This is a genomic window from Pseudomonas endophytica (genome assembly GCF_001411475.1).
Taxonomy (GTDB): domain Bacteria; phylum Pseudomonadota; class Gammaproteobacteria; order Pseudomonadales; family Pseudomonadaceae; genus Aquipseudomonas; species Aquipseudomonas endophytica.
Genome location: NZ_LLWH01000177.1, coordinates 1 through 24,377, shown reverse-complemented (window position 1 = coordinate 24,377; position 24,377 = coordinate 1). Strand labels below are relative to the sequence as shown.

Genomic DNA, 24,377 nt, shown 5'->3' with positions numbered 1-24,377 from the left:
GTTATGCATCCCTCACGTGACCTTGTTCAGGTCCGCTTCTTTGGTTTCCTTCAAGCACAGTACAGCGATCAAGCTGAGCACTGCTGCGCCCGACACATAGCCGCCCACCCAGCTCAAACCGCCCATTGTCACCAGTTTTTGAGCAAAGAAAGGCGCGGCCGATGCGCCCACAATTCCGCCCAAATTATAGGCAGCAGAGGCGCCGGTGTAGCGCACGCGGGTAGGGAACAGCTCCGGCAGCAGGGCACCCATCGGAGCAAAGGTCACGCCCATCAAGAACAACTCAATGCACAAGAACAGCGCTACACCCCAGGTTGAACCCTGGGTGAGCAACGGCTCCATCAGAAAACCGGACAAAATCGCTAGCACTCCGCCAACCACCAGCACCGGTTTACGCCCATAGCGGTCACTGGCCCACGCTGAAAGGGGGGTTGCCGCCGCCATAAACAACACCGCGAAGCACAGCAGGCCGAGAAAAGTCTCACGCGTGTAGCCCAAGGTGGCCACGCCATAACTCAGCGAGAAAACCGTTGAGATGTAAAACAGTGCATAGCACACCACCATCGAAGCGGCACCCAGCAGCATCGGTGCCCAATATTGAGCAAACAACTCAACGATCGGCATTTTCACTCGTTCGTGCTGCGCTACGGCTTTTGCGAATACTGGCGTTTCTTCCAGCTTCAGCCGCACATACAAGCCGACCATTACTAGCGCTGCGCTCAACAGAAAAGGTATCCGCCAGCCCCATGAGCGAAATTGCTCGTCACTGAGGCTCATGGCTAGAACTAGAAACAAACCATTGGCGGCCAGAAAGCCGATTGAAGGGCCTAGCTGCGGAAACATACCGAACCAGGCGCGCTTGCCTTTTGGTGCGTTTTCGGTCGCGAGCAGCGCTGCTCCGCCCCATTCACCGCCAAGCCCCAAGCCCTGCCCAAAGCGCAGTACGCACAACAAAATCGGCGCCCACGCGCCAATGGTGGCGTAACCCGGCAGCACGCCGATCAAGGTCGTGCACACGCCCATCAACAATAAGGAGGCCACCAGTGTGGATTTGCGTCCGACTCGGTCCCCGAAGTGGCCGAACAGGAAAGAGCCCAGTGGGCGGGCTAGAAAGGCGATACCAAACGTCAGAAAGGCTGACAGCATTTGTGCGGTGCCGGACGTTTGCGGGAAAAAAACCGGGCCAATGACCAGTGCAGCGGCTGTGGCATACACATAGAAGTCATAAAACTCGATGGCAGTACCAATAAAGCTGGCCGTCGCGACACGGGCCGTCGAATTGATCGGTTTGTCGGACGAAGCTTCGCTGTGGGTGATGCTGGAGGTCATGCGCGTATCCCTGACAGTTATGAACTCTGGGCCCGCTATTAGCCGTTGTGGCTCGATAGAGATGCCAAAGCAATTGTTATGGTCGTTAGCCCTGAGGCTGGGTGTAAACGCGGTTCGGGATGGGAACGAGCGCTGATGGTGCACAATGCGACCCGTTAACAGCCTAGGGTGCGGGTAGCACGCGTGTTGGCGGGGCTTGGATAAGCACAGTGATTATAGGGAGGGCAATTCGATTGTAACAAGACCTTACAATGCGATTAAGCCGCGAGCTTGACACTGTCGTGCCAGATCAGCACACGGCTGACGCGGTTTTCTTCGGTGGCGAGGATTTCTAGGCGGTAGTGGCCGATCTTCAAGCACACGGTGCTTTCAGGGATGGTTTCCAGCGCTTCAGTGACCAATCCGTTGAGGGTTTTCGGACCATCGCTGGGTAGGTGCCAGCCCAGGCTTTTATTGAGTTCGCGAATAGTCGCTGCGCCATCGACCACAAAGCGGCCATCGGGAAGCGGTTCGATGTGCGGGTTATCGAGGTTTTGCTCGTCCTCGAACTCACTGACGATTTCTTCAAGTATGTCTTCAAGTGTAACGATGCCGAGGACTTCGCCGTATTCGTCAACTACCACGCCGAGACGACGTTGTTGTTTATGGAAGTTCAGCAGTTGCAAGGGCAGTGGTGTGCTTTCCGGGACGAAGTAGGGTTCATGGCAGACCTCTAACAAAGCTTCTTTAGTCAGGGTGTTATCTGCAAGCATGTGTTGAATGTGTCGAGTATTGAGGATCGCTTCAACTTGGTTGATATCGTTGTGAAACACCGGTAAGCGAGTACGCTCGGTCAGGCGCAGTTGCTCGATCAGCGCTTCGATCGAGTCATCCAGATTCAAACCCTCAACTTCGCTGCGCGGGATCAAAATGTCGTTGACGGTGATGGTGTCCAGCGCCTTTATCCCAGAGAGCAGGATAGGGCGGCTGTTCGAGGGATCAGTCTCATTGGCCGCAATTTCGTTGGGGGACTGGAGTGGGGCGTCGCGGTCGGTCTTGACTCCAACCTTGCGCGACGTTCTGCCAATAAAGAATCCTAGCCCGAGAAACACTAGGGCTAATACAGCGAGTACTGAGCCGTGGGGCAAGCTATCCATATTCATCGCCGTTAGATATGCAGAATGTATTCACGAACCAGTTTGCTGCCAAAGTAGGCCAGCATTAACAGGCAGAAACCGGCAAGGGTCCAGCGGATGGCTTTGTGCCCGCGCCAGCCGAGTCGATTGCGCCCCCACAGCAACACGCTAAAGACGAACCAAGCCAGGCAGGCTAACAACGTCTTGTGCACCAGATGCTGCGCAAATAGGTTGCCCAGAAACACCCAGCCGGAAATTAGCGACAGTGACAGTAACGACCAGCCAGCCCAGAGGAAGCCAAATAGCAGGCTCTCCATGGTTTGCAGTGGCGGAAAGTTTTTGATCAGCCCTTTGGGGTGTTTGTGCTTGAGTTGATAGTTTTGCAGCGATAGCAGCAAGGCTTGGAACACGGCAATCGTGAACATGCCGTAAGCCAGAATCGAGAGCAGGATGTGCAACAGGATACCGGGCTCTTCATCTACCACCTGAACGGTGCCCGCAGGCGCGAACTCGGACATCAGGACGGTGAGCATACCCAGCGGATAGAGCAGCAGCAGTAGGTTCTCGACCGGAATACGTGTGCAGGCCACCAGCGTCACGATAATGACCGCCACGGCAATTAGGCTTGCAGCGCTGAAGAAGTCCAGCTCAAGACCTGCTGGCGTCAATAAATGGGTATAGAGGCTCGCTGCATGGGCGATAACGGCAAGGATGCCGAGTGTGACCAACAGCCGTTTGTTTGCCTTGGCGCCTTGGCGCAGGCAAGAGCCTTGATAGAAGGTCGCAGCGGCATATAAGCAGGCGGCGGCGAGGCTGGGTAGCAAGCTGGGTGACAAGGGGAGCATAAATCCTATTAGGCAAGCCCGAAAGGGCTGAGTTTGGCATACAACCGGCTCTACACGAAAGACTACATAAGCGACGGTAAGGTGTGCGCGGCGGTCAGTCTTCGCTATAATCCGCGACCTGCCCACGCCGCAGGCTCGCCGAGCATCAGTTTTACACGGGCTGGGCCGCAATAACCTCGGTCTACTTTGGGCCTGAAAGGATCGCGCATGTTTGAAAATTTAACCGATCGTCTCTCGCAGACGCTGCGCCATGTCACCGGCAAGGCCAAGCTGACCGAAGACAATATCAAAGACACCCTGCGTGAAGTGCGCATGGCGTTGCTGGAAGCCGACGTGGCTTTGCCAGTGGTCAAAGACTTCGTTAACTCGGTCAAAGAGCGCGCGGTCGGCACAGAAGTGTCGCGCAGCCTGACGCCGGGCCAAGCGTTTGTAAAAATCGTTCAGGCCGAACTCGAAAGCCTGATGGGCGCTGCCAACGAGGATCTGCTCCTCAATGTTGCGCCACCTGCGGTAGTCCTCATGGCAGGTTTGCAGGGGGCGGGTAAAACCACTACCGCCGGCAAGCTTGCGCGCTTCCTTAAAGAGCGCAAAAAGAAATCCGTGATGGTGGTGTCGGCTGACGTTTATCGTCCGGCTGCCATCAAGCAGCTGGAAACCCTGGCGGGCGAAGTGGGCGTTACGTTCTTCCCGTCCGATATCAGCCAGAAGCCAGTGGCCATTGCGCAAGCAGCTATTAGTGAAGCCCGACTCAAATTCATAGATGTTGTGATCGTCGACACCGCCGGTCGTCTGCACATTGATGCTGAGATGATGGCCGAGATCCAAGAGCTTCATGCTGCGGTCAAACCGGTAGAAACCCTGTTCGTGGTCGATGCCATGACCGGTCAGGATGCGGCCAACACCGCCAAAGCCTTCGGTGATGCGCTGCCACTGACCGGCGTGATCTTGACCAAAGTAGACGGTGATGCACGTGGGGGGGCGGCGTTGTCTGTGCGCTCGATCACGGGCAAGCCGATCAAATTTATCGGTATGGGCGAGAAGAGCGACGCGCTCGAGCCGTTCCACCCGGATCGTATTGCCTCGCGTATCTTGGGCATGGGCGACGTGCTCAGCCTGATCGAGCAAGCAGAGCAAACGCTCGATAAAGACAAAGCCGACAAGCTGGCGAAAAAGCTTAAAAAAGGTAAAGGCTTCGATCTCGAAGACTTTCGTGATCAGCTGCAACAGATGAAGAACATGGGCGGCCTTGGCGGCCTAATGGACAAACTGCCGAACATGGGCGGTGTCAATCTGGCGCAAATGGGCAATGCTCAGGGCGCAGCTGAAAAGCAGTTCAAGCAAATGGAAGCCATCATCAACTCCATGACCCCGGCTGAGCGTCGTGACCCTGAGCTGATCAGCGGTTCGCGCAAGCGTCGTATTGCCATGGGTTCCGGCACTCAGGTGCAGGACATCGGGCGCTTGATCAAGCAACACAAGCAGATGCAAAAGATGATGAAAAAGTTTTCCGCCAAAGGTGGAATGGCCAAAATGATGCGCGGCATGGGCTCGATGTTGCCCGGCGGCGGCATGCCAAAAATGTAAATTACCCGCCCGCACGCGTGCGTGCGGGTAACTCGCAGCCTTGCGAGACACCCAGCAAACCCGCATTAAGTGGGAGCTGACCTGTCGCCATTCGTGGCGGCTTTACAGCAAATCTACACGGCGCGCCCATAGGCGTTAGAAAAAGACATTTGCAAAAGTCCGGATATTCCTTAGAATATGCGGCCTTTCGGGCACCTATGCCCGCTGTGCATTTAGATTTGCAGCACCGACTACAGGAACGATGTTCACATGCTAACAATCCGTCTTGCCCTTGGCGGCTCCAAAAAGCGCCCGTTTTACCACTTGACCGTTACCGACAGCCGTAACCCACGTGACGGTTCCCACAAGGAACAAATTGGCTTCTTCAACCCGGTTGCTCGTGGTCAAGAAGTTCGTTTCTCCGTTAAAGAAGACCGCCTCGCTTACTGGTTGGGCGTTGGTGCACAAATGTCTGAGCGCGTTGCTCAGCTTGTGAAGGTCAATGCTAAGGCTGCGGCCTGAGCAATATGAGCGTGACGCCTGAAGCTGCTGATGATTTGATCGTTATCGGCAAAATCTACTCCATTCACGGCGTGCGCGGCGAAGTGAAGGTTTATTCCTTTACGGATCCAATTGATAACCTGTTGGACTACAAAAAGCTGACGCTTCGGCGCGGTAATGATGTACGACAGGCAGAGCTGGTCAGTGGCCGTTCTCACAACGGCAAGTTTCTGGTCGTGAAGCTCAAGGGTCTTGATGATCGTGATGAAGCAGGTCTTCTTCGCGAATTCGAGATCTGCGTGCCACGCAACCTGTTTCCTGAATTGACCGAAGGCGAGTACTACTGGTACCAGCTGCAGGGACTGAAAGTGACCAACCTTGAAGGGCAATTGCTCGGCAAGATTGTTGATCTGATGGAAACTGGCTCGAACGATGTCATGGAAGTCAAACCTTGCCCAGGTAGCCTGGACGATCGTGATCGCTTGTTGCCCTATACAGAGCAATGTGTGTTGAGTGTCGACTTGGTGGCTGGCGAGATGAAGGTGGATTGGGATGCGGACTTCTAAGCGTGGCTAAATTGCGCGTAGAAGTGATCAGTTTGTTTCCCGAAATGTTTTCCGCCATCAGCGACTACGGCATCACCAGTCGTGCGGTGAAACAAGGGCTATTGCAGCTCACCTGTTGGAATCCGCGGGACTACACAACGGACCGACATCACACTGTGGACGATCGCCCATTTGGCGGTGGTCCGGGCATGGTGATGAAGATCAAGCCTCTGGAAGATGCGCTGGTTCAGGCCAGAGAAGCAGCCGGAGAGGCGGCGAAGGTGATTTACCTGTCGCCCCAAGGCCGTCAACTGAAACAGTCGGCGGTACGCGAACTGGCGAATGAGGAAGCATTAATCCTCATTGCAGGTCGTTATGAAGGCATTGACGAGCGTTTTATAGACGCTCATGTCGATGAAGAGTGGTCAATTGGTGACTATGTACTCTCTGGCGGTGAACTGCCGGCGATGGTTCTGATTGATGCGGTTACACGACTGCTGCCCGGAGCTTTAGGGCATGTGGACTCCGCGGAGGAAGACTCCTTCACGGACGGTCTGCTTGATTGCCCGCACTACACCCGACCGGAGGTGTATGCGGATCAGCGTGTTCCCGACGTATTGCTTAGTGGCAATCATGCACACATCCGGCGTTGGCGTTTACAGCAGTCCCTTGGGCGGACCTTTGAACGACGCGCCGATCTTCTGGAAAGCCGCTCGCTTTCTGGAGAAGAGAAGAAGCTGCTTGAGGAATATATCCGCGAGCGGGACGATAGTTAACAACGTATCGATGGTAGATCAGACGATCTACCTTAGGAGCACAGCATGACTAACAAAATCATCCTTGCACTCGAAGCAGAGCAGATGACCAAAGAGATCCCTACCTTTGCCCCAGGCGACACTATTGTCGTTCAGGTGAAAGTGAAGGAAGGCGACCGTTCGCGTCTGCAAGCTTTCGAAGGTGTAGTGATTGCCAAGCGTAACCGTGGCGTGAACAGTGCTTTCACTGTTCGTAAAATCTCCAACGGTGTTGGCGTAGAGCGTACTTTCCAGACCTACAGCCCGCAAATCGACAGCATGGCTGTTAAGCGTCGCGGTGACGTTCGTAAAGCCAAGCTGTACTACCTGCGTGACCTGTCCGGTAAAGCAGCTCGCATCAAAGAAAAACTGTCTTAAGTTCAGTTTTTCGATGCAGAAGAAAGCAGCCTTCGGGCTGCTTTTTTGTGCCTGAAATTTGTCAGACCTTTGTCCAGTTGTAGGTAGTAAAAGCATGACTGCGCGTGAGCAAGAGATTCAACGCCGTACTGAGTTATCCGTTACCCGCATTACCAAAGCTGTATTCCCTTCGACCACCAATCACCACAACACCCTATTTGGCGGCACAGCCCTGGCTTGGATGGATGAAGTCTCGTCCATCGCCGCGACGCGCTTCTGCCGTTTGCCGTTGGTGACCGTTTCGACGGATCGTATCGACTTTAACCATCCGATTGCGGCAGGCTCGATTGTTGAGTTGGTTGGGCGTGTAGTGAAAGTCGGCAACACCAGCCTTAAGGTTGAGGTTGAGGTCTATGTCGAAAGCATGAGCTGTGATGGACGTGAACTGGCGATCCAAGGCTTGTTCAGTTTTGTCGCCATTGATGATGACAAGCGCCCGGTGCCGGTGCTTCCTGGGTTCGCATGACCCGCTAGGCTGAGAGTCAACCATAGCCGCAGCGCTCGCGGCGGACTTTATGGGTTGCGGCCAAGAGTAAGCGTGAGGGCAGAACTGATGCCTAACAGAAAAGGGCACCTTGGGCGCCCTTTTCGGATTGAGGAGTAAAGCGCTAGCGGTGTTTAACGCACCATGCACGGACGCTTGTTGTTGAACTCCCACCCTGGGACCAAGTAGCGCATGGCGGTCGCGTCATCGCGTGCGCCCAAGCCCATGGACTTGTAGGTTTCATTGGCTTTCATCAGCCCGTCCCAATCCAACTCGACACCCAAGCCCGGTTTCTTCGGTACTTGCACCATTCCACCGACGATTTTCAGGGGCTTTTTGGTCAGGTGCTGACCGTCTTGCCAGATCCAATGCGTATCAATGGCCGTAATGGTGCCAGGCGCAGCGGCCGCGACGTGGGTAAACATCGCGAGCGAGATGTCGAAATGATTGTTGGAGTGAGAGCCCCACGTCAGCCCCCAGTCATTGCACATCTGAGCCACTCGAACCGATCCCTGCATCGTCCAGAAGTGCGGGTCTGCCAGCGGAATATCGACCGATTGCGACTGAATCGCATGGCCCATCTGCCTCCAATCGGTGGCAATCATATTGGTTGCAGTACGCAGCCCTGTAGCGCGTCGGAACTCAGCCATGACTTCACGACCGGAGTAGCCGTTTTCAGCTCCGCAGGGGTCTTCGGCGTAGGCCAGCACATTGTGCTGATCGCGGCACAGGGCCACTGCTTCTTTCAGCGACCATGCGCCATTGGGGTCAAGGGTGATACGAGCATCAGGAAAGCGTTCTGACAATGCCGTGACAGCGGCGATTTCATCTTCACCGCGCAGCACGCCGCCTTTGAGTTTGAAGTCTTTGAAACCATAACGATCGTAGGCCGCTTGCGCGAGTGCAACCACCGACTCGGGTGACAATGCCTCCTCATTGCGTAGGCGGAACCATTCGTTGTCGCCATCGTGTTCCGAGCGATAGGCTAGATCTGTTTTATTGCGATCACCGACATAAAACAGGTAACCCAACATCTCGACCGCATCGCGCTGTTGCCCTTCACCGAGCAGTGCTGCAACCGGCACTTCCAAATGCTGACCCAGCAGGTCAAGCAATGCCGACTCCACGGCTGTTACTGCATGAATAGCAATTCGCAGATCAAACGTTTGCAGCCCTCGACCGCCAACGTCGCGGTCAGCAAATGTGGTTTTCACGGTGTTCAGAAGGCGTTGATAGTTACCGATTGACTGGCCAACCAGCAGGTCGCGTGCATCCTCAAGGGTCTTGCGGATACCTTCACCGCCCGGCACCTCACCCACCCCTGTATGACCGGCGCTATCTTTGAGAATCAGCACATTACGGGTGAAAAAAGGGCTGTGGGCGCCACTCAGGTTGAGCAGCATGCTGTCATGACCGGCCACTGGAACTACTTTCAATTCCGTAATAATTGGCGTGCCGGTGACAGTTTGGTGTTGAGTCAACGTTTCCATGAAGTCATACCTTTCTTGTAGTTGGATGCAATGCGCCTGCGTTTACCGATGGTGTTCCCTCGGCTGGATTTGGCTCTGTGGATACCCCTTTAAGTTCAATGCGTTTGATTTCGCCAACGATGAACAGGTAGCTGATGGCAGCGACCAGCGCGTTGGCGCCTACGAACACCAAAGCCATTTTGAAAGAGCCGGTTGCGGCAATGATGTAGCCGATGATGATCGGTGTTGAAATCGACGACAGATTGCCAAACGTGTTGAACAAGCCCCCCGAAAGCCCTGCAATTTGCTTGGGCGATGTGTCTGAAACCACGGCCCAACCCAGTGCGCCGATACCTTTGCCAAAAAACGCCAAGGCCATGAAGCACACAACCATCCAGTCAGCATCGACGTAGTTGCAAATGATCATGCTCATCGACAACAACATGCCGCATACGATGGGGGTCTTGCGTGACACGCTCAACGAGTTACCACGGCGCAGCAACGCATCTGAAATCACGCCGCCCAATACACCGCCCAGAAAACCGCAGATGGCAGGTAGCGAAGCAATAAAGCCCGCCTTAAGGATGGTCATGCCGCGTTCTTGCACCAGATAAACCGGGAACCAAGTGAGGAAGAAGTAGGTGAGGGCATTGATACAGAACTGGCCAATGTAAATACCCATCATCATGCGGTTGGTCAGAAGCTGGCGGATGTAATCCCACTTGGGACCACCGTCCTTTTTCTTTCTCGAATCCTCAAGATCGACCAAGCCACCGTTGTCAGCAATGTATTTGACCTCTGCGGCATTGACCGAGGGGTGATCCTTTGGTCCGTAGATCACCTTCATCCATATCATCGAGAACACAATGCCTAAGGCGCCCATGACGATAAAAACGTGCTGCCAGCCGTAGGTGTAGACGATCCATCCCATCAGTGGCGCGAACAGAGCGGTCGCAAAGTACTGTGCTGAGTTGAAGATCGCTGATGCTGTGCCGCGCTCTTTGGTCGGGAACCACGTGGCAACTATGCGTGCGTTACCCGGGAACGATGGGGCTTCTGCAAGACCCACCATAAAGCGCAGTAGGAATAGCAGCACGATTGCAGTTGAGATACCGAACTCGCCGATATAACCCTGCAACAGGGTAAACAGCGACCAAGTGAAAATACTGCCAGCGTAGACTTTCTTTGAACCAAAGCGATCAAGCAGCCAGCCGCCTGGTATTTGGCCTATTACATAAGCCCAGCCAAACGCTGAAAAGATATAGCCGAGGGTCACGGCGTCCATGCCAAAGTCTTTCTGAATACTGGAGCCGGCGATGGAGATGGTTGCCCGGTCGGCATAGTTGATCGTTGTCACCAGAAATAGCATGAGCAGGATCAAATAGCGGACGCGGGTTTTCTTGGGTTCTTGCATGGTTGACGCTCCCACTAATTATTGTTGTGCGGGTAGACCTGCCACTGGATCGACGTTTATTCGTCATATGCCGTTGTATGTTGTCGTACAACGATAGCGCTATCATTAAATAGATAGCGCTATCATTGCAAGTGCTTTTTGGAGAGATCTAGGAATTGAATTGAGGGGGGAGCGTCATGTTTTTGAGCGCAGGTGAGGCAAGGCGAAAACGGGCGAGGAGGCGGCGTCTACAGGTCGTAAATGAACATCCCGTGCCTGTATTCACGCCGCATAACCGAGCGCAGGTATATTTCGTATTGAACCTAGGTGCTGGCGCGTTCGATGAGCTCGAAGCCTGTATCTGTCTGGCTGACGGAGGCGTCAGGGCTGTCAGAGAATCTATTAAGCAGGGCTTCAGCGACTTCCCGGCCCATTTTTGCGGAGTTAACACTGATCGTAGACAGGGCAGGGTTAGCAAATTTAGCGTTAATGATGTCGCCGAATCCGAGGACAGCGATATCGTGTGGAACGCGCAGGCCCTGGCTGGCAGCTTCGGCAAGAACGCCGAAGGCTAAGGTGTCTGAGCTACAGAAAATAAGGTTGGGCGGTGTTTCACGTTGCTGGAGCCGTCTCAAGCCTTCTCTGCCGACTTCCCAGGTCGAAGGCAGAGGCAGAATCTCTACAGGCACATCGTGCAGATCGTGCTGTTTGAGCCTTTCGATGAGGCTGTTACAGCGTCGAATGGCACGTGGATCATCCACAGAAATAACTGAGAATCGGCGGTAGCCCTTTGCAAAGAAGTGATCAGCAACCAAGACGCCGACTGCTTCATGGGAAAAACCAACTTGCATATCCAGCGCGGTCTCGCTGAGGTCCCATGCTTCAACCACCGGAATACCGGCTGAGGCCAGTCGATTTCGGCTGGCCTCAGTGTGCAAAGTCCCTGTGAGAACGATGCCGTCTGGGCGTCGGCCTAAGATAGCCTCAAGCAAGATCTCCTCTTTTTCAGGGGAGTACCCTGTCGGGCCTAAGAGCGACTGGTAGCCTGCCTCGGTCAGCCGATCCATGATGGCCTGTACCGCACTGGAAAAAATCGAGTTAGCAATCGTTGGCAGCAAAATCGCAACCAGACGGCTTTTGCTGGAGGCCAAGCTACCGGCCAATAAATTGGGCACATAGCCCATCTCGCGCACAACGTCCAAAACGTGTTGCCGCGTCTTATCACTCACCAGCTCCGGACGATTTAACGCGCGCGAAACGGTAATAGGTGAAACCCCTGCTTTAACAGCGACGTCAGCTACGGTAAGCGGTGCTTCAGAATTGCCGTCAGCAAAGGCAATCTCACGTTTCGACTTTTTGGCCACACAGCACCCAACAGATCAATAGGATAAAAGCGAAAGTGATGTTAACGGGGTTTCAGCAGGCATGCCATGAGGGAGGTCAGGCATTGGACTGAAAACCAGTCACTTAAACGCATTGCCAGTCATTGTTGAGGGCGCTAGTCCGCATTGCTGTCTTGCTTGATCAACGCCAGCAACGTCCAGCCCGCGCCGGGCTTCAAATCGCTTTGCGGTGTCACCACATGCACCCAGCCGATATTGTCTCGGGCAAACAGCAACGTGACACGTTTGCCATGCAATTTCAGGTAGTCATCCCAGGTGAAGCTATCGGTCAGGTGGGTGCTATACAACTCGGTACCTTGGCTCAGCTCGCTGGCTAACTGCCCGTAGGTCAGTGCCGGATTACCCAGCGGTTGCCCGCGGTATTCATGGCTGGCGCGGTGTTTATCTGTGCGCCGGTTGTCTTGCCCATTAGCTAGGGCAAATACCCGTCTTGGACCGAACTCGTGAGCAAAGCGTACGGCGGCCAGAGTGTTTAACTCGCCAGAGGCTGACAAGGCCAGTAAATGCCCAAGCCCGACCAAATCAAGATGAGTCTCAGCGTGTTGTGAGGCCGGGTTGCCAAAGTAGGTGGGTAAGTTTTCCATGCGCGCAGCGCGGATGTTTTCCCAGTTGGAATCGGTCAGCACCACGCGACTGCCTTGTTGTTGTAACGCTTTGGCGATGACTCGTGCCGGTCCGTTGGCGCCGACGATCAAAAATCCGCTGGGAGGCGGTTCGGCGACTTTGAGCAAGCGGGCCAGCGGTCGGGCGGTAGCACTTTGCAGCACTACTGTGCCGATGATCACCGCAAAAGTGAGAGGCACCAACAGCAGTGCGCCTTCATGCCCGGCCTCGTTGAGCCGGATCGCGAAAATCGCTGAAACGGCGGCTGCGACAATGCCGCGTGGCGCGATCCAAGCCAGCAATGCGCGTTCTCGCCAGTTCAGTTTGGAGCCCGCCGTTGACAGCAGCACGTTCAAGGGGCGGGCAACCAACTGAATAATCAGCAGCAGTACCAACACCACGGGGCCCAAGCCAATCATGGCGTTCAAGTCCAGGCGTGCCGCCAGCAGAATAAACAGACCCGAAATCAAAAAAACGCTGAGGTTTTCTTTGAAGTGCAGAATGTTGCGCACATCCACACCCTTCATGTTGGCCATCCACATGCCCATCAGGGTGACCGCCAAGAGACCGGACTCATGCATCACCTCGTTGGCGGCAATAAATACCCCGAGCACTGCGGCTAATGTCGCCAAACTTTGCAGGTATTCCGGCAGCCATTGTTTGCGCACAATCTGGCCCATGATCCAGCCACCCACGATGCCGAACAGACTGCCGCAAACAATCACTCCGGCAAACGTCAGCAGGCTTTGACTCAGTCCGTTGTCGCTGGCGCGAGCGATGATAAAGCTGTAAACCACTACCGCGAGCAGTGCACCAATCGGATCTATAACGATCCCTTCCCAGCGCAAAATATTGGCAACCGACGCCTTGGGGCGCACGACACGCAGCATGGGCACAATCACGGTCGGCCCGGTGACCAAGGTCAAGGTGCCGAACAGCAAGGCCAGCAACCAATCAAACCCCAGTAACCAGTGCGTGGCTAAGGTAATGACCGCCCACGTTGCAAGGGCGCCGACAGTCACCAGTCGATGGACAACGCTGCCGATTTCACGCCACTCGGACAGCCGCAGAGTCAGGCTGCCCTCAAACAAAATCAGCGCTACCGCTAGCGAAACCAGCGGCATTAGCAAAGGGCCAAACAGGGCTTGCGGATCCAGCCAGCCGAGTACAGGGCCGACTAAAATACCGCTCAGCAGCAAAAACAAAATAGCCGGCAGCTTGAGCCGCCAAGCCAGCCATTGCGAGCACAAGGCTGCAATACCAATACCGCCAAAGGACAGCAGAATCTGTTGTTCGGTCATCGGGCGGTCCTGTGTGAACGGATGGTTTATGACGCGGGCTCTCTATGAAAGACTAGCGGCCGCCATTTCAATTCACATTTTATTTATGTGCGGCCAGCTGGCCGTGCGCTAAGAGTGCCAATGCCTGCTATCGACAACCCGCTGATCGACCGCTTTCTGGATGCCTTATGGCTGGAAAAAGGCTTGTCGGACAACACCCGCGATGCGTATCGCAGTGATCTAGCGCTCTTCAATGGCTGGTTGCAGGCGCGTGGCATTGAATTGATCGACGCCGGGCGCGAGTTAATTCTCGACCACTTGGCTTGGCGTCTGGATCAGGCGTATAAGCCGCGATCGACGGCTCGCTTTCTATCCGGCGCGCGGGGTTTTTATCGCTATTTATTGCGTGAAAAGTTGATCGCTATCGACCCAACGTTGCAGGTCGACATGCCGCAGTTAGGCCGGCCGTTACCGAAGTCGCTGTCAGAGGCTGATGTTGAAGCCTTACTCGCTGCTCCAGACCTCAGTGAGGCCATTGGCCAGCGTGATCGCGCCATGCTTGAAGTGCTCTACGCCTGCGGGTTACGAGTGACCGAGCTGATTAGCCTGACCTTGGAGCAAGTTAACCTGCGCCAAGGCGTACTGCGGGTAATGGGCAAGGGCAGTAAAGAGCGACTGGTGCCCATGGGCGAGGAGGCGATTGTGTGGGTTGAGCGCTACTTGCGTGATGGTCGTCATGAGTTACTCAACGGACGCCCGAGCGATGTGTTATTCCCCAGTCAGCGGGGTGAGCAAATGACTCGCCAGACCTTCTGGCACCGGATCAAGCACCAGGCGCAAGTGGCCGGAATTGAAAAGTCGCTGTCGCCTCACACGCTGCGACATGCGTTCGCCACTCATTTGCTCAATCACGGTGCTGATTTACGCGTTGTGCAAATGTTGTTGGGGCACAGCGATCTGTCCACCACACAAATCTATACCCACGTGGCCCGGGCGCGTTTGCAAGACCTGCACGCCCAGCATCATCCCCGTGGTTAACGTCTGCGTGTGTCAGTTGGTCGTCGGTCCTGCAAGCCAACTGTGGTAGGCTTTGGCGGTTTCATAAGCGAGCCGCCTAAACCCTTTTCAGATGAGGGACATCAGGCTTGGCCGTTTGTCCGCCTTCAGGAGTTCTCATGCGCGTGACCCATATTATTGCCGCCGCCGCTATTGCGTTGGTCAGTACGTTTTCTTTCGCCGATACCGGCGCCGAACAGGCTATTCGTAAAAGTCTCGAAACGCTGCAACTGGATGTTCCGGTCGAGAGCATCAGTGCAAGCCCAATGGCGGGTTTGTACGAAGTGAAGCTCAAGGGCAGCCGTGTTCTATACGCCAGCGCTGATGGCCAGTTCATCGTGCAGGGTTATATGTTCCAGCTCAAGGATGGTAAGCCGGTCAACCTCACGGAAAAAGCTGAGCGTGAAAGCGTTGCCAAGTTGATCAATGGTATTCCGGTGGCTGAAACCGTGGTTTACCCTGCCATCGGCGAAACCAAATCGCACATCACAGTCTTTACCGACACAACATGCCCGTATTGCCATAAATTGCACGCCGAAATCCCTGCTCTAAACAAAATGGGGATCGAAGTGCGCTATGTTGCGTTCCCGCGTCAGGGCTTGGGTTCTGAAGGCGACCAACAGTTGCAGGCGGTTTGGTGTTCTACAGACAAGAAAAGCGCCATGGATAAGATGACAGACGGCAAAACCGTCAAGGCGCCAAAATGTGCCAACCCAGTCGGCAAGCAGTTTGCGCTGGGTCAGTCGATTGGTGTGAACGGAACGCCTGCCATTGTTCTTAAAGATGGCCAGGTTATTCCGGGTTATCAGCCAGCTGAGCAGGTTGGCAAGCTGGCACTCAGTGTTAAATAATCCTGCGTCGTTGCGCTAAGCCGGTAACGATCATGGGCGGGCAGTTCAACTGCCCGGCTATTAATAGAGAACCGTGGCAATCCACGGTTGTTTTCCACGGCCGACCTTGAGTCGGCCGTTTTATGGGGAGTTCAGCGTGAATCCGGTCAAAGTAGGTATCTGTGGGCTCGGGACCGTCGGTGGCGGTACCTTTAACGTACTCAAGCGTAACGCCGAGGAGATTGCCCGCCGTGCCGGGCGTGGCATTCAGGTTGCGCAAATTGCTCTGCGTACGCCAAACCCTCAGTGCGACATTACCGGTACCCCCATTACCAACGATGTATTCGCTGTTGCCACCAACCCTGAAATTGACATCGTTATCGAGCTGATCGGCGGTTACACCATCGCTCGTGAGCTGGTACTCAAGGCCATCGAAAACGGCAAGCACGTGGTCACAGCCAACAAGGCGTTGATTGCTGTGCACGGAAACGAGATCTTCGCCAAGGCACAGGAAAAGGGCGTTATCGTCGCGTTCGAAGCTGCCGTTGCGGGTGGTATTCCGGTGATCAAAGCCATTCGCGAGGGGCTGTCGGCTAACCGTATCAACTGGGTGGCGGGCATCATCAACGGTACGGGTAACTTCATCCTCACCGAAATGCGTGAAAAGGGCCGTACGTTTGAAGACGTATTGGCTGAGGCGCAGGCGTTGGGCTATGCCGAAGCCGATCCAACCTTCGACGTTGAGGGCATTGATGCAGCACACAAATTGACGATTCTGGCGTCAATTGCCTTCGGGATTCCGCTGCAGTTCGATAAAGCTTACACCGAGGGCATTACCAAACTGACCACGGCTGACGTGAACTACGCCGAAGCGCTGGGCTATCGCATCAAACATTTGGGGGTTGCGCGCAGCACCGCCAGCGGCATCGAGCTGCGGGTTCACCCGACTCTGATCCCGGCAGACCGCCTGATTGCTAACGTCAATGGTGTAATGAACGCCGTGATGGTCAATGGCGATGCGGCGGGTTCAAGCTTGTTCTACGGCGCAGGCGCTGGCATGGAGCCTACAGCGTCCTCGGTGGTTGCTGACTTGGTAGACGTGGTGCGTGCCATGACTTCCGATCCTGAGAACCGCGTACCGCACCTAGCCTTCCAGCCAGACGCGTTGTCAGATCATCCGATTCTGCCAATCGAAGCCTGTGAAAGTGCTTACTACCTGCGCATCCAAGCCAAGGATCATCCGGGCGTACTGGCGCAAGTGGCCAGCATCTTGTCCGAGCGGGGTATCAACATCGAGTCGATCATGCAGAAAGAAGCAGAAGAGCATGACGGCTTGGTGCCTATGATTCTGCTGACCCACCGAGTACTTGAACAGCACATCAACGACGCCATCACAGCCCTAGAGGCCCTGCAAGGTGTCGTGGGCCCGGTCGTTCGTATTCGCGTCGAAAGTCTTAATTAATGAAGCAGCGGCAAGCGGCAAGTTACAAGCTGCAAGCTAAAGCCCATGTGCTTTTACTTGCAGCTTGCAGCTGAACCGCTTGGCGCTCAAACCGAAGGTTTGAACCCATGCGCTATATCAGTACCCGCGGCCAAGCACCGGCCTTGAATTTCGAAGATGTTCTGCTGGCAGGTCTGGCCAGCGATGGCGGTTTGTACGTTCCAGAAAACCTGCCGCGCTTTACTCAGGAAGAAATCGCTTCCTGGGCTGGCTTGCCGTATCACGAGTTGGCTTTCCGGGTAATGCGCCCGTTTGTCAGCGGCAGCATTCCTGATGCCGATTTCAAAAAGATTCTCGAAGAAACTTACGGCGTCTTTGCTCATAACGCTGTTGCACCGCTGCGTCAGCTCAATGGTAATGAGTGGGTACTGGAACTGTTCCACGGCCCAACGTTGGCGTTCAAAGATTTCGCCCTGCAACTGCTCGGTCGCTTACTGGATTACGTGCTGGCCAAACGCGGCGAGCGCGTCGTAATTGTGGGTGCGACGTCGGGTGATACCGGTTCAGCTGCCATCGAAGGCTGCAAGCACTGTGAGAACGTAGATATTTTCATCCTGCACCCGAACAATCGAGTGTCGGAAGTTCAGCGTCGGCAAATGACCACGTTGTTTGGTGACAACATCCACAACATTGCGATCGAAGGTAACTTCGATGACTGCCAAGAAATGGTCAAGGCCAGCTTCGCTGATCAAGGCTTCCTCAAAGGCACACGTCTGGTCGCTGTGAACTCGATTAACTGGGCGCGGATCATGGCCCAAATCGTTTACTACTTTCATGCTGCTCTGCAACTGGGCGGCCCGCATCGTTCGGTGTCGTTCTCGGTGCCTACCGGCAACTTTGGCGATATTTTCGCGGGTTACTTGGCGCGCAACATGGGGTTGCCGGTCAACCAGTTGATCGTAGCGACCAACCGTAACGACATCCTGCACCGCTTTATGAGCGGCAACCAGTACGCCAAAGACACCCTGCACGCGACCTTGTCGCCGTCTATGGACATAATGGTTTCGTCAAACTTCGAGCGTCTGTTATTCGACCTACATGGTCGCAATGGCGCAGCGGTCGCGGGTTTGATGGATACGTTCAAGCAATCAGGCACGTTCAGCGTGCAAGACGATCGCTGGACTGAAGCACGCCGTCTGTTCGACTCGCTGGCTGTTAATGACGAGCAAACCTGCGAAACCATTGCCCAAGTATTCGCAGAAACCGGCGAAGTGTTGGACCCGCACACTGCCATCGGTGTGAAGGCCGCACGTGAATGCCGCCGCAGCCTGGATATTCCAATGGTCATTTTGGGAACGGCGCATCCGGTCAAATTCCCCGAGGCCGTTGAAAAAGCAGGCGTAGGAAAAGCTCTTGAACTGCCTGCACACCTTTCGGACTTGTTTGAAAGAGAGGAGCGTTTCACCGTGTTGGAGAATGATCTTAAAGCCGTGCAGACCTTTGTTAGCCAGCATGGCAACCGTGGCAAAGCACTTTAACGGTCTTTTTCTTACGTACTTTTAAGCCCGTCATCTGACGGGCTTTTTTGTGGGTGCATGGCAGACTTGTTGCGTTTTCGCCTCCTCATGCTGGCGAGTCGTCGGTCAAGGAGGCTGTCATGTCACGTTTCCCCTGCGTGCTTAAATCATGGATGTTTTTATTACTGATCATCGGGCTGATGAGCGTCAATAACAGCGCCTATGCCGCGCAAGGATTGCCGTTCAAGCTGCCTCAGACCTTTATCGAACTCAAACCCTTAGCACTTGATCAGCAACAGCGGCGATGGCTGGAAGATCGTGGGCGGCTACGCGTGGGCATTTCCATTGGCGATTACGCCCCCATGGACATTGCGAACGAGCGCAATCGTTACCAAGGCATCAGTGCCGACTACCTCAGCCTTGTGCGCGACAAGTTGGGAGCCGATGTCGAAGTGTTGGGGTTCAGCAAGCGTGATCAGGCGGTTGCTGCGTTGCTCTCGGGTAAAATCGACATCTTGGCCAGCGCTAACGGCTATGAGCGCGGGATTGAGGGCCTGTTGTTTTCTGCCGACTACATGACCGACCGTTTAGTGATAGTGGGGCGAGCCGATTGTGATTCAGACAGTGACTGGGACGGCAAGAAAATAGGCTTTCTTGATGGTGGAGTCGACCCACACGTCGCCGATGCTTTTTACCCCAGCAGCGAGATCATCCTGACCCCCACATTGCACAGTGCACTGGAAGCACTCGATGAAGGCGACATTGATGCCCTGGTGGCCCATGAGGTTATCGTTCGGGCTTTCAAAACCCTTAGGCCCTACTCAGGCTTGGGCATTTTAGGTGAGAGCGCTTTACCAGAGTCGGGCTTTGCCTTTGCTACCCGTCGCGATGATCCGCAGTTACAGGCGTTGATTGATCGAGCATTGAGCAGTCTGGATGACTCGATGGCCCAAGTGATTCTTTCACGCTGGACGACAGGGCTTGGCGGAAGTATCGGCCAGCAACGCATCAAACTGCTGCCTCATGAGCAAGCCTGGATCAAGCAGAACCCGGTGGTCTTGGTTGGCTCTCAGCAGTACCCGCCCTATATCTTTAAAAACGGCGAAAAACGTTGGGATGGTCTGAATGCAGAAATTCTATTGCGTATTTCTCGCATGACCGGGCTGCAGTTTGTCCACCAAGAAAGTCTGACAACCACCCAAACGTTAGAGATGCTCAAAAGTGGCAAGGTGCACATGAATACAACCTTGTCCAAGAATGCTGAGCGCCAAGCATTTCTCAACTTTACCTATTCTTACGGTGGCGCCCCTTGGGTCTTTGTCGTGCGCAGTAATGACTTTCGGTTGGGCTCGCTGGATCAGCTTTCAGGCAAAGTGCTGGCCTTACCTGCTAGGCATTCACTGGAGTCCATGATTCGTCGCAACTATCCAGACGTCATCCTGCGCAATGTTGAGAACTACACGCAGGCGCGCGACATGGTTAAAAACGGTGACGCGGTCGCCACGATCCAGAATGAAGTACAAGCCTATCTGCATTCGGCAAGGCACTTGAAAGTGGGGCGGAGCGTGGATGGCCGATGGTCTTCCGATAATTTTTCAGTCTCCAATCAGCTCCCAGAACTGCTCGACATACTAAACAAAGGGCTAGAGGCCATACCCATGGCTGACATGCAGGCTTTACGTCACAAGTGGCTGCATGAGGTCAGCAGGGTGAACCTTGAGTCCCAACAGTCCGTTACACCGTGGTTGTATGCGGGGGGCGGCGGCGGTATTGGTTTGGTGCTGATGCTGCTGTGGAATCGCCGCCTGGTTCAGCAAATTCGCTTAAGAGGCGTGGCTGAGAGCGCTTTAAAAACCTGCTTGAGAGATGAGCAACGTTATTTTGATGCGCTCCCTTTTCCGATCTTTATGAAAGGTCTTAAGGGGCAAATGATCACTTGCAACCGTGCGTACGAAGATTTTTTCTCAACACGGCGCGAGTTGATACACGGGCGGAGTATGTCTGAAACGGAGTTTTTATCGGTTGAGGCTGCTGAGCAATTGCAGGCCGCGCTCGTGTTAGTGCTGAGTAACCGAAAGCCTTCTTATCAAAAACGCAGCGAAGCCTACCTCACCGACAGGGGTGAGCTTAACTGCTGGCTTATGCCTTTTTACTCGGGCTCTGGGCACTTGGAAGGTGCGGTTGGCGTATGGTTCGACGTGTCCGAGCAGAAAAAGCAGGGTTAAAAAGCCAGGGCCTTTATAAAATTATCTGTGTGCATTTAGGATTTTTCTGATGTTGATTCTTAGGAAATCACTCTACAGTCGATCCCCTTGCAGATAATGCGCGTACTTTTTCAAGGCCCTGTATGTGTTCAATGAAAGTTTTGATTCTTGAAGACAACCCATTTCAGTTGATGGTTTTGCACCAAATGCTAAATGCCTTTCGCATTTTCGACGTGCTCGCAGCAGAAAGTGTTGAGTCGGCTCGCTGTTCGCTCGCCAAGTGTGGCGGCATTGATGTGGCCATCTGCGATCTTCATCTAGAGGGTTTATCCGGGGAGGCGTTAATTCGCGAGCTAGCAGTCAAAGGCGATGCGCAAGCGCTGATTATTCTCAGTTGTGCTGCTCCGCACGTGGTAGAAAGCGCAATACGCACTGCCCGCGAGGAAGGGCTTGAGGTGTTGGGATATTTACCAAAACCAGTGACCGTCAATGGCTTAGGACGGTTGCTGGAGGTCTATAACATGCGGATAGAAGCATGAGATGAAAATGGATTACAGGTAGTGGGAACCTTTACCTGATTTGCTGTGTCAGATTTTTCATCAGCAAGATCAAGTCTTTTGCTCCGAGATTTGTCGCTTGCTGAGCAGGTCACAATGACCTTGTTAAACCCCGAGTTGTCTCCCCACTTCTCGGGGTTTTTTTTGTTAGGGAACGCTTAGCCGTTGGGCGCCAGACGGAGTAAGCGTTTGCTCACCCTCAGCTTGGCCGGGGTTTGTCCAATAGGTTTGCGGTGAAGTCAGTGCGTCAGCAGGCAAACTCTCCAAAACTGCATTTATCTCATTGATGGCTTTTTGCCCTTTCGGCGTTTTGTTGCAGCCCGCGTAGATAGTTTGGTGAGTAGGGGCGCCCAGAATCGAGTAAAAAGCCAGTTCTTCAGTTGCAAGGCCATGTTGCTTGGCCTTTGCCTCGATCTCTGGCCAATAGCCCAACAGCGTGGGTAACCGACCCGCTTGTTGCATTTGCAAAAGGCTACCCAACGCATCACTGCCGTAATGAAAAACCAGTGGCTTGGATGGGCTTTTCGACAGCTGATCATCAATCCAGACGCCATAACTGCGTTTACCGACAACGCCGAGCTGGATTGCCTGGGCACTCAACATGGCGGGCAAGTCGATAGCCTGGTCTTGAACAAATGGCGCGATCAGCGCTTGATCCGAACGGCGGATGGCTAAACCGTTACTGCGTAAACCAAGGATGGGGTTTGAAAAAATAATTCGTGAGGCGCGAGCAGGATTCCAGACCAGCATTGGATCGCAGGCAAGCTCTGACCCCTCAAGCATTTGTAATGCGCGGGCCCGGTTAACGCGTTGGATGACGTGCTCATACTGCGGCATATTGGCGATTAACAAGGGCAGCAGGTGGTCGATAAGGCCCTTATCTTTATTCGGGCCATCGTGCATCGTTAACGGCGCAAGATCTCGCACCAGCCAGATGAGTTTCTCGGCTGCCACCCCGTAGGGCATCCATATAAACATCGCCGAGGTTATCAATCCTGCGCAAATGCCTCGCCAGCTACAGCGTTTAGTCATCAGGCGGATCTCCATGGCAGTCACTCAACGGGAAAGCGTTTAAATTGCGCCCGACTGCTTAAGTTTCACGATAGCGCTGGCGTCGTAGCCCAAGCCACTTAACACCTCATCATTATGCTCTCCCAGCCCCGGGCCCACCCACTCGGCAGAACCAGGAGTATCTGAAAGCCGTGGCACGATGCCTGGCATTTTGAACGCTTTGCCGTCTGGAAGTTTTGCCTGGAGGAACATTTCGCGGGCTAAAAATTGTGGGTCACTGAACATGTCTTCTGCCGAGAAGATTCGGCTGGCGGGTACTTCAGCGCTGCTCAGCCGCTCAAGGACGGTATCAAGTGGCAACGAGGCCACCCAACGGTCAATCACCCCATACAGCTCATCGCGACGTGCATCCCGGCCATCATTGCTCGCCAGTTGCGGGTCGTTCGCCAGGTCGTCACGTCCGATAATGAGCATGAAACGCTTGAAAATAGCGTCGCCATTAGCGCCAATCTGCACATGCTTGCCGTCTTGGCTGGTGTGAATCGAGGAGGGGGTGATGCCCGGCATAATATTGCCCGTGCGCTCGCGAATAAAACCGAACACATCGAACTCGGGCACCATGCTTTCCATCATGGCGAAAATTGCTTCATACAATGCGACATCCACCACTTGACCCAGCCCGCCATTCACTTCGCGATGACGTAACGCCATCAAGGCGCCAATCACGCCCCACAGCGCGGCAATCGAGTCGCCAATCGAAATGCCAGTGCGCACTGGCGGGCGATCTTCAAAACCGGTGATGTAACGCAGCCCGCCCATCGACTCACCGACCGCGCCGAACCCCGGTTGATCCTTCATCGGCCCGGTCTGACCAAAACCCGACAACCGCACCATCACCAGCTTGGGGTTCAAGGCATGTAACTGCTCCCAGCCCAACCCCAGTTTTTCTAGGACGCCGGGGCGGAAGTTCTCGATCAGAATGTCTGCCTCTGCCAGCAGCTCTTTAAGAACGTTAAGGCCGTCAGGGTGCTTGAGGTTCAGGGTTATAGATTTTTTATTACGCGCCTGAACGAACCACCACAGCGAGGTACCTTCGTAAAGTTTGCGCCATTTTCGCAGCGGGTCACCGCCATCTGGCGATTCCACTTTAATGACATCTGCACCAAATTCGGCGCAAATTCGCGATGCAAAAGGACCGGCGATCAGGGTGCCCAATTCAATAACCTTGAGGCCCGAAAGGGGTTTGGTGGCGAGCGACATGCGAAGTCCTTTGCAGTGCGAGTGGGTACAGCGTTTTAACACAAAAGCCGCCGCAGTCGTTGCCCCAGGCTAGGAAGGGTTGCGTAGGGCTGGTTTTGTGTGCGGCGCAAGTAGCGATGGATCGGTTAGACTTGCCGTCTTTCTCCGTATCAAGAAGCCCGTTCATGGCCCAGCCGTCCACGACCTACAAGTTTGAACTCAACCTCACTGATCTTGATCGTGGGGTCTACGAAACCGTTAAGCAAACCATTGCCCGCCACCCTTCGGAAACCGAACAGCGCATGGCGGTGCGTCTTCTGGCTTACGCCCTTTGGTACAACGAACAACTGTCTTTTGGCCGTGGCCTTTCCGATGTAGACGAACCAGCGTTGTGGGAAAAAAGCCTGGATGATCGAGTTCTGCACTGGATTGAAGTCGGCCAGCCCGATGCTGATCGTCTGACCTGGTGCTCGCGCCGCACTGAGCGCACCAGCTTGTTGGCCTATGGCAGTTTGCGGGTCTGGGAAGGCAAAGTGATCCCGGCCATCAAAACCCTGAAAAACGTTAACATCGCCGCTGTCCCGCAGGAGGTTCTGGATACCCTCGCCAAAGATATGCCGCGCGTTATTAAGTGGGACGTGATGATCAGTGAAGGGACGATTTTTGTCACCGATGATCGTGGTCAGCACGAAGTCCAGCTTGAGTGGCTGCAAGGCGAGCGCGGCTGACAGAACGCACGAAAACGACCGCGCTCGAGGTTTTTGCATTTAAAACAGGCGCG

Annotated in this window: 21 protein-coding genes and 1 pseudogene; 13 read left to right on the top strand and 9 right to left on the bottom strand. The window is 54.5% G+C overall.

Annotated elements, in window-relative coordinates; all coding sequences use genetic code 11:
* Positions 1-12: 12 nt before the first annotated feature.
* The 3 genes and pseudogenes from AQS70_RS14645 to AQS70_RS14635 form a co-directional block, all read right to left on the bottom strand.
* The gene (locus tag AQS70_RS14645) at positions 13-1,329 is read right to left on the bottom strand and encodes an MFS transporter (protein ID WP_055103491.1); all 1,317 of its coding nucleotides are present in this window, start codon (positions 1,327-1,329) and stop codon (positions 13-15) included.
* A 257-nt stretch (positions 1,330-1,586) separates the two neighbouring features.
* Positions 1,587-2,276, bottom strand: a pseudogene (locus AQS70_RS14640) (transporter associated domain-containing protein); the annotation flags it as partial.
* Positions 2,277-2,476: 200 nt separating this feature from the next.
* Positions 2,477-3,289, bottom strand: coding sequence for a cytochrome C assembly family protein (locus tag AQS70_RS14635; RefSeq protein ID WP_055103489.1), 813 nt, complete (start codon positions 3,287-3,289; stop codon positions 2,477-2,479).
* A gap of 207 nt (positions 3,290-3,496) precedes the next feature.
* Here AQS70_RS14635 and ffh point away from each other — a divergent pair, with 207 nt between their 5' ends.
* From ffh to AQS70_RS14605, 6 genes are all read left to right on the top strand, one after another.
* The gene (gene ffh / locus AQS70_RS14630; protein ID WP_055103488.1) at positions 3,497-4,873 is read left to right on the top strand and encodes a signal recognition particle protein; all 1,377 of its coding nucleotides are present in this window, start codon (positions 3,497-3,499) and stop codon (positions 4,871-4,873) included.
* A 249-nt stretch (positions 4,874-5,122) separates the two neighbouring features.
* Positions 5,123-5,374, top strand: a complete 252-nt coding sequence (gene rpsP / locus AQS70_RS14625) for a 30S ribosomal protein S16 (protein ID WP_048368177.1) — start codon at positions 5,123-5,125, stop codon at positions 5,372-5,374.
* Between the two features lie 5 nt (positions 5,375-5,379).
* Positions 5,380-5,919 carry a ribosome maturation factor RimM gene (gene rimM, locus AQS70_RS14620; RefSeq protein WP_055103487.1) on the top strand — a complete coding sequence of 180 codons (540 nt, stop codon included), beginning with the start codon at positions 5,380-5,382 and terminating at the stop codon, positions 5,917-5,919.
* Positions 5,920-5,921: 2 nt separating this feature from the next.
* Positions 5,922-6,674: a tRNA (guanosine(37)-N1)-methyltransferase TrmD gene (gene trmD / locus AQS70_RS14615; RefSeq protein WP_055103486.1), complete on the top strand. Its 753-nt coding sequence runs from the start codon at positions 5,922-5,924 to the stop codon at positions 6,672-6,674.
* 45 nt (positions 6,675-6,719) lie between these two features.
* Positions 6,720-7,070, top strand: coding sequence for a 50S ribosomal protein L19 (gene rplS, locus AQS70_RS14610; RefSeq protein WP_055103485.1), 351 nt, complete (start codon positions 6,720-6,722; stop codon positions 7,068-7,070).
* A 94-nt stretch (positions 7,071-7,164) separates the two neighbouring features.
* Entirely contained in the window at positions 7,165-7,575 is a 411-nt protein-coding gene (locus tag AQS70_RS14605) for an acyl-CoA thioesterase (protein WP_055103484.1), read from the top strand.
* Between the two features lie 152 nt (positions 7,576-7,727).
* On the opposite strand, the gene gudD is transcribed toward AQS70_RS14605, so the two are convergent.
* From gudD to AQS70_RS14585, 4 genes are all read right to left on the bottom strand, one after another.
* Positions 7,728-9,083 (bottom strand): glucarate dehydratase, encoded by a 1,356-nt coding sequence (gene gudD / locus AQS70_RS14600; protein ID WP_055103483.1) that lies wholly within the window; start codon positions 9,081-9,083, stop codon positions 7,728-7,730.
* Between the two features lie 4 nt (positions 9,084-9,087).
* On the bottom strand, positions 9,088-10,476 hold the full coding sequence (locus AQS70_RS14595; protein WP_055103482.1) for an MFS transporter: 1,389 nt from the start codon (positions 10,474-10,476) through the stop codon (positions 9,088-9,090).
* Between the two features lie 302 nt (positions 10,477-10,778).
* Positions 10,779-11,819 carry a LacI family DNA-binding transcriptional regulator gene (locus AQS70_RS14590; RefSeq protein WP_055103481.1) on the bottom strand — a complete coding sequence of 347 codons (1,041 nt, stop codon included), beginning with the start codon at positions 11,817-11,819 and terminating at the stop codon, positions 10,779-10,781.
* A 134-nt stretch (positions 11,820-11,953) separates the two neighbouring features.
* Positions 11,954-13,762 carry a cation:proton antiporter gene (locus tag AQS70_RS14585; RefSeq protein ID WP_055103480.1) on the bottom strand — a complete coding sequence of 603 codons (1,809 nt, stop codon included), beginning with the start codon at positions 13,760-13,762 and terminating at the stop codon, positions 11,954-11,956.
* A 120-nt stretch (positions 13,763-13,882) separates the two neighbouring features.
* On the opposite strand from AQS70_RS14585, the gene xerD reads away from it, so the two are divergent.
* The 6 genes from xerD (at position 13,883) to AQS70_RS14555 (ending at position 21,328) form a co-directional block, all read left to right on the top strand.
* Entirely contained in the window at positions 13,883-14,779 is an 897-nt protein-coding gene (gene xerD / locus AQS70_RS14580) for a site-specific tyrosine recombinase XerD (protein WP_055103479.1), read from the top strand.
* Positions 14,780-14,916: 137 nt separating this feature from the next.
* Complete coding sequence (locus AQS70_RS14575; protein ID WP_055103478.1) at positions 14,917-15,648, top strand: DsbC family protein; 732 nt, start codon at positions 14,917-14,919, stop codon at positions 15,646-15,648.
* Positions 15,649-15,784: 136 nt separating this feature from the next.
* On the top strand, positions 15,785-17,089 hold the full coding sequence (locus AQS70_RS14570; protein WP_055103477.1) for a homoserine dehydrogenase: 1,305 nt from the start codon (positions 15,785-15,787) through the stop codon (positions 17,087-17,089).
* Between the two features lie 107 nt (positions 17,090-17,196).
* Positions 17,197-18,606: a threonine synthase gene (gene thrC / locus AQS70_RS14565; protein ID WP_055103476.1), complete on the top strand. Its 1,410-nt coding sequence runs from the start codon at positions 17,197-17,199 to the stop codon at positions 18,604-18,606.
* 119 nt (positions 18,607-18,725) lie between these two features.
* Positions 18,726-20,810, top strand: a complete 2,085-nt coding sequence (locus tag AQS70_RS14560) for a transporter substrate-binding domain-containing protein (RefSeq protein ID WP_055103475.1) — start codon at positions 18,726-18,728, stop codon at positions 20,808-20,810.
* 131 nt (positions 20,811-20,941) lie between these two features.
* A complete protein-coding gene (locus AQS70_RS14555) occupies positions 20,942-21,328 on the top strand; it encodes a response regulator (RefSeq protein WP_082428115.1) in 387 nt (128 codons plus the stop codon).
* A 165-nt stretch (positions 21,329-21,493) separates the two neighbouring features.
* On the opposite strand, the gene AQS70_RS14550 is transcribed toward AQS70_RS14555, so the two are convergent.
* Positions 21,494-22,378, bottom strand: a complete 885-nt coding sequence (locus AQS70_RS14550; protein ID WP_055103473.1) for a TIGR02285 family protein — start codon at positions 22,376-22,378, stop codon at positions 21,494-21,496.
* A gap of 39 nt (positions 22,379-22,417) precedes the next feature.
* Positions 22,418-23,617, bottom strand: coding sequence for a CaiB/BaiF CoA transferase family protein (locus AQS70_RS14545; RefSeq protein WP_055103472.1), 1,200 nt, complete (start codon positions 23,615-23,617; stop codon positions 22,418-22,420).
* A 164-nt stretch (positions 23,618-23,781) separates the two neighbouring features.
* On the opposite strand from AQS70_RS14545, the gene AQS70_RS14540 reads away from it, so the two are divergent.
* Positions 23,782-24,324 carry a YaeQ family protein gene (locus tag AQS70_RS14540; protein WP_055103471.1) on the top strand — a complete coding sequence of 181 codons (543 nt, stop codon included), beginning with the start codon at positions 23,782-23,784 and terminating at the stop codon, positions 24,322-24,324.
* The last annotated feature ends 53 nt before the right edge of the window (positions 24,325-24,377 follow it).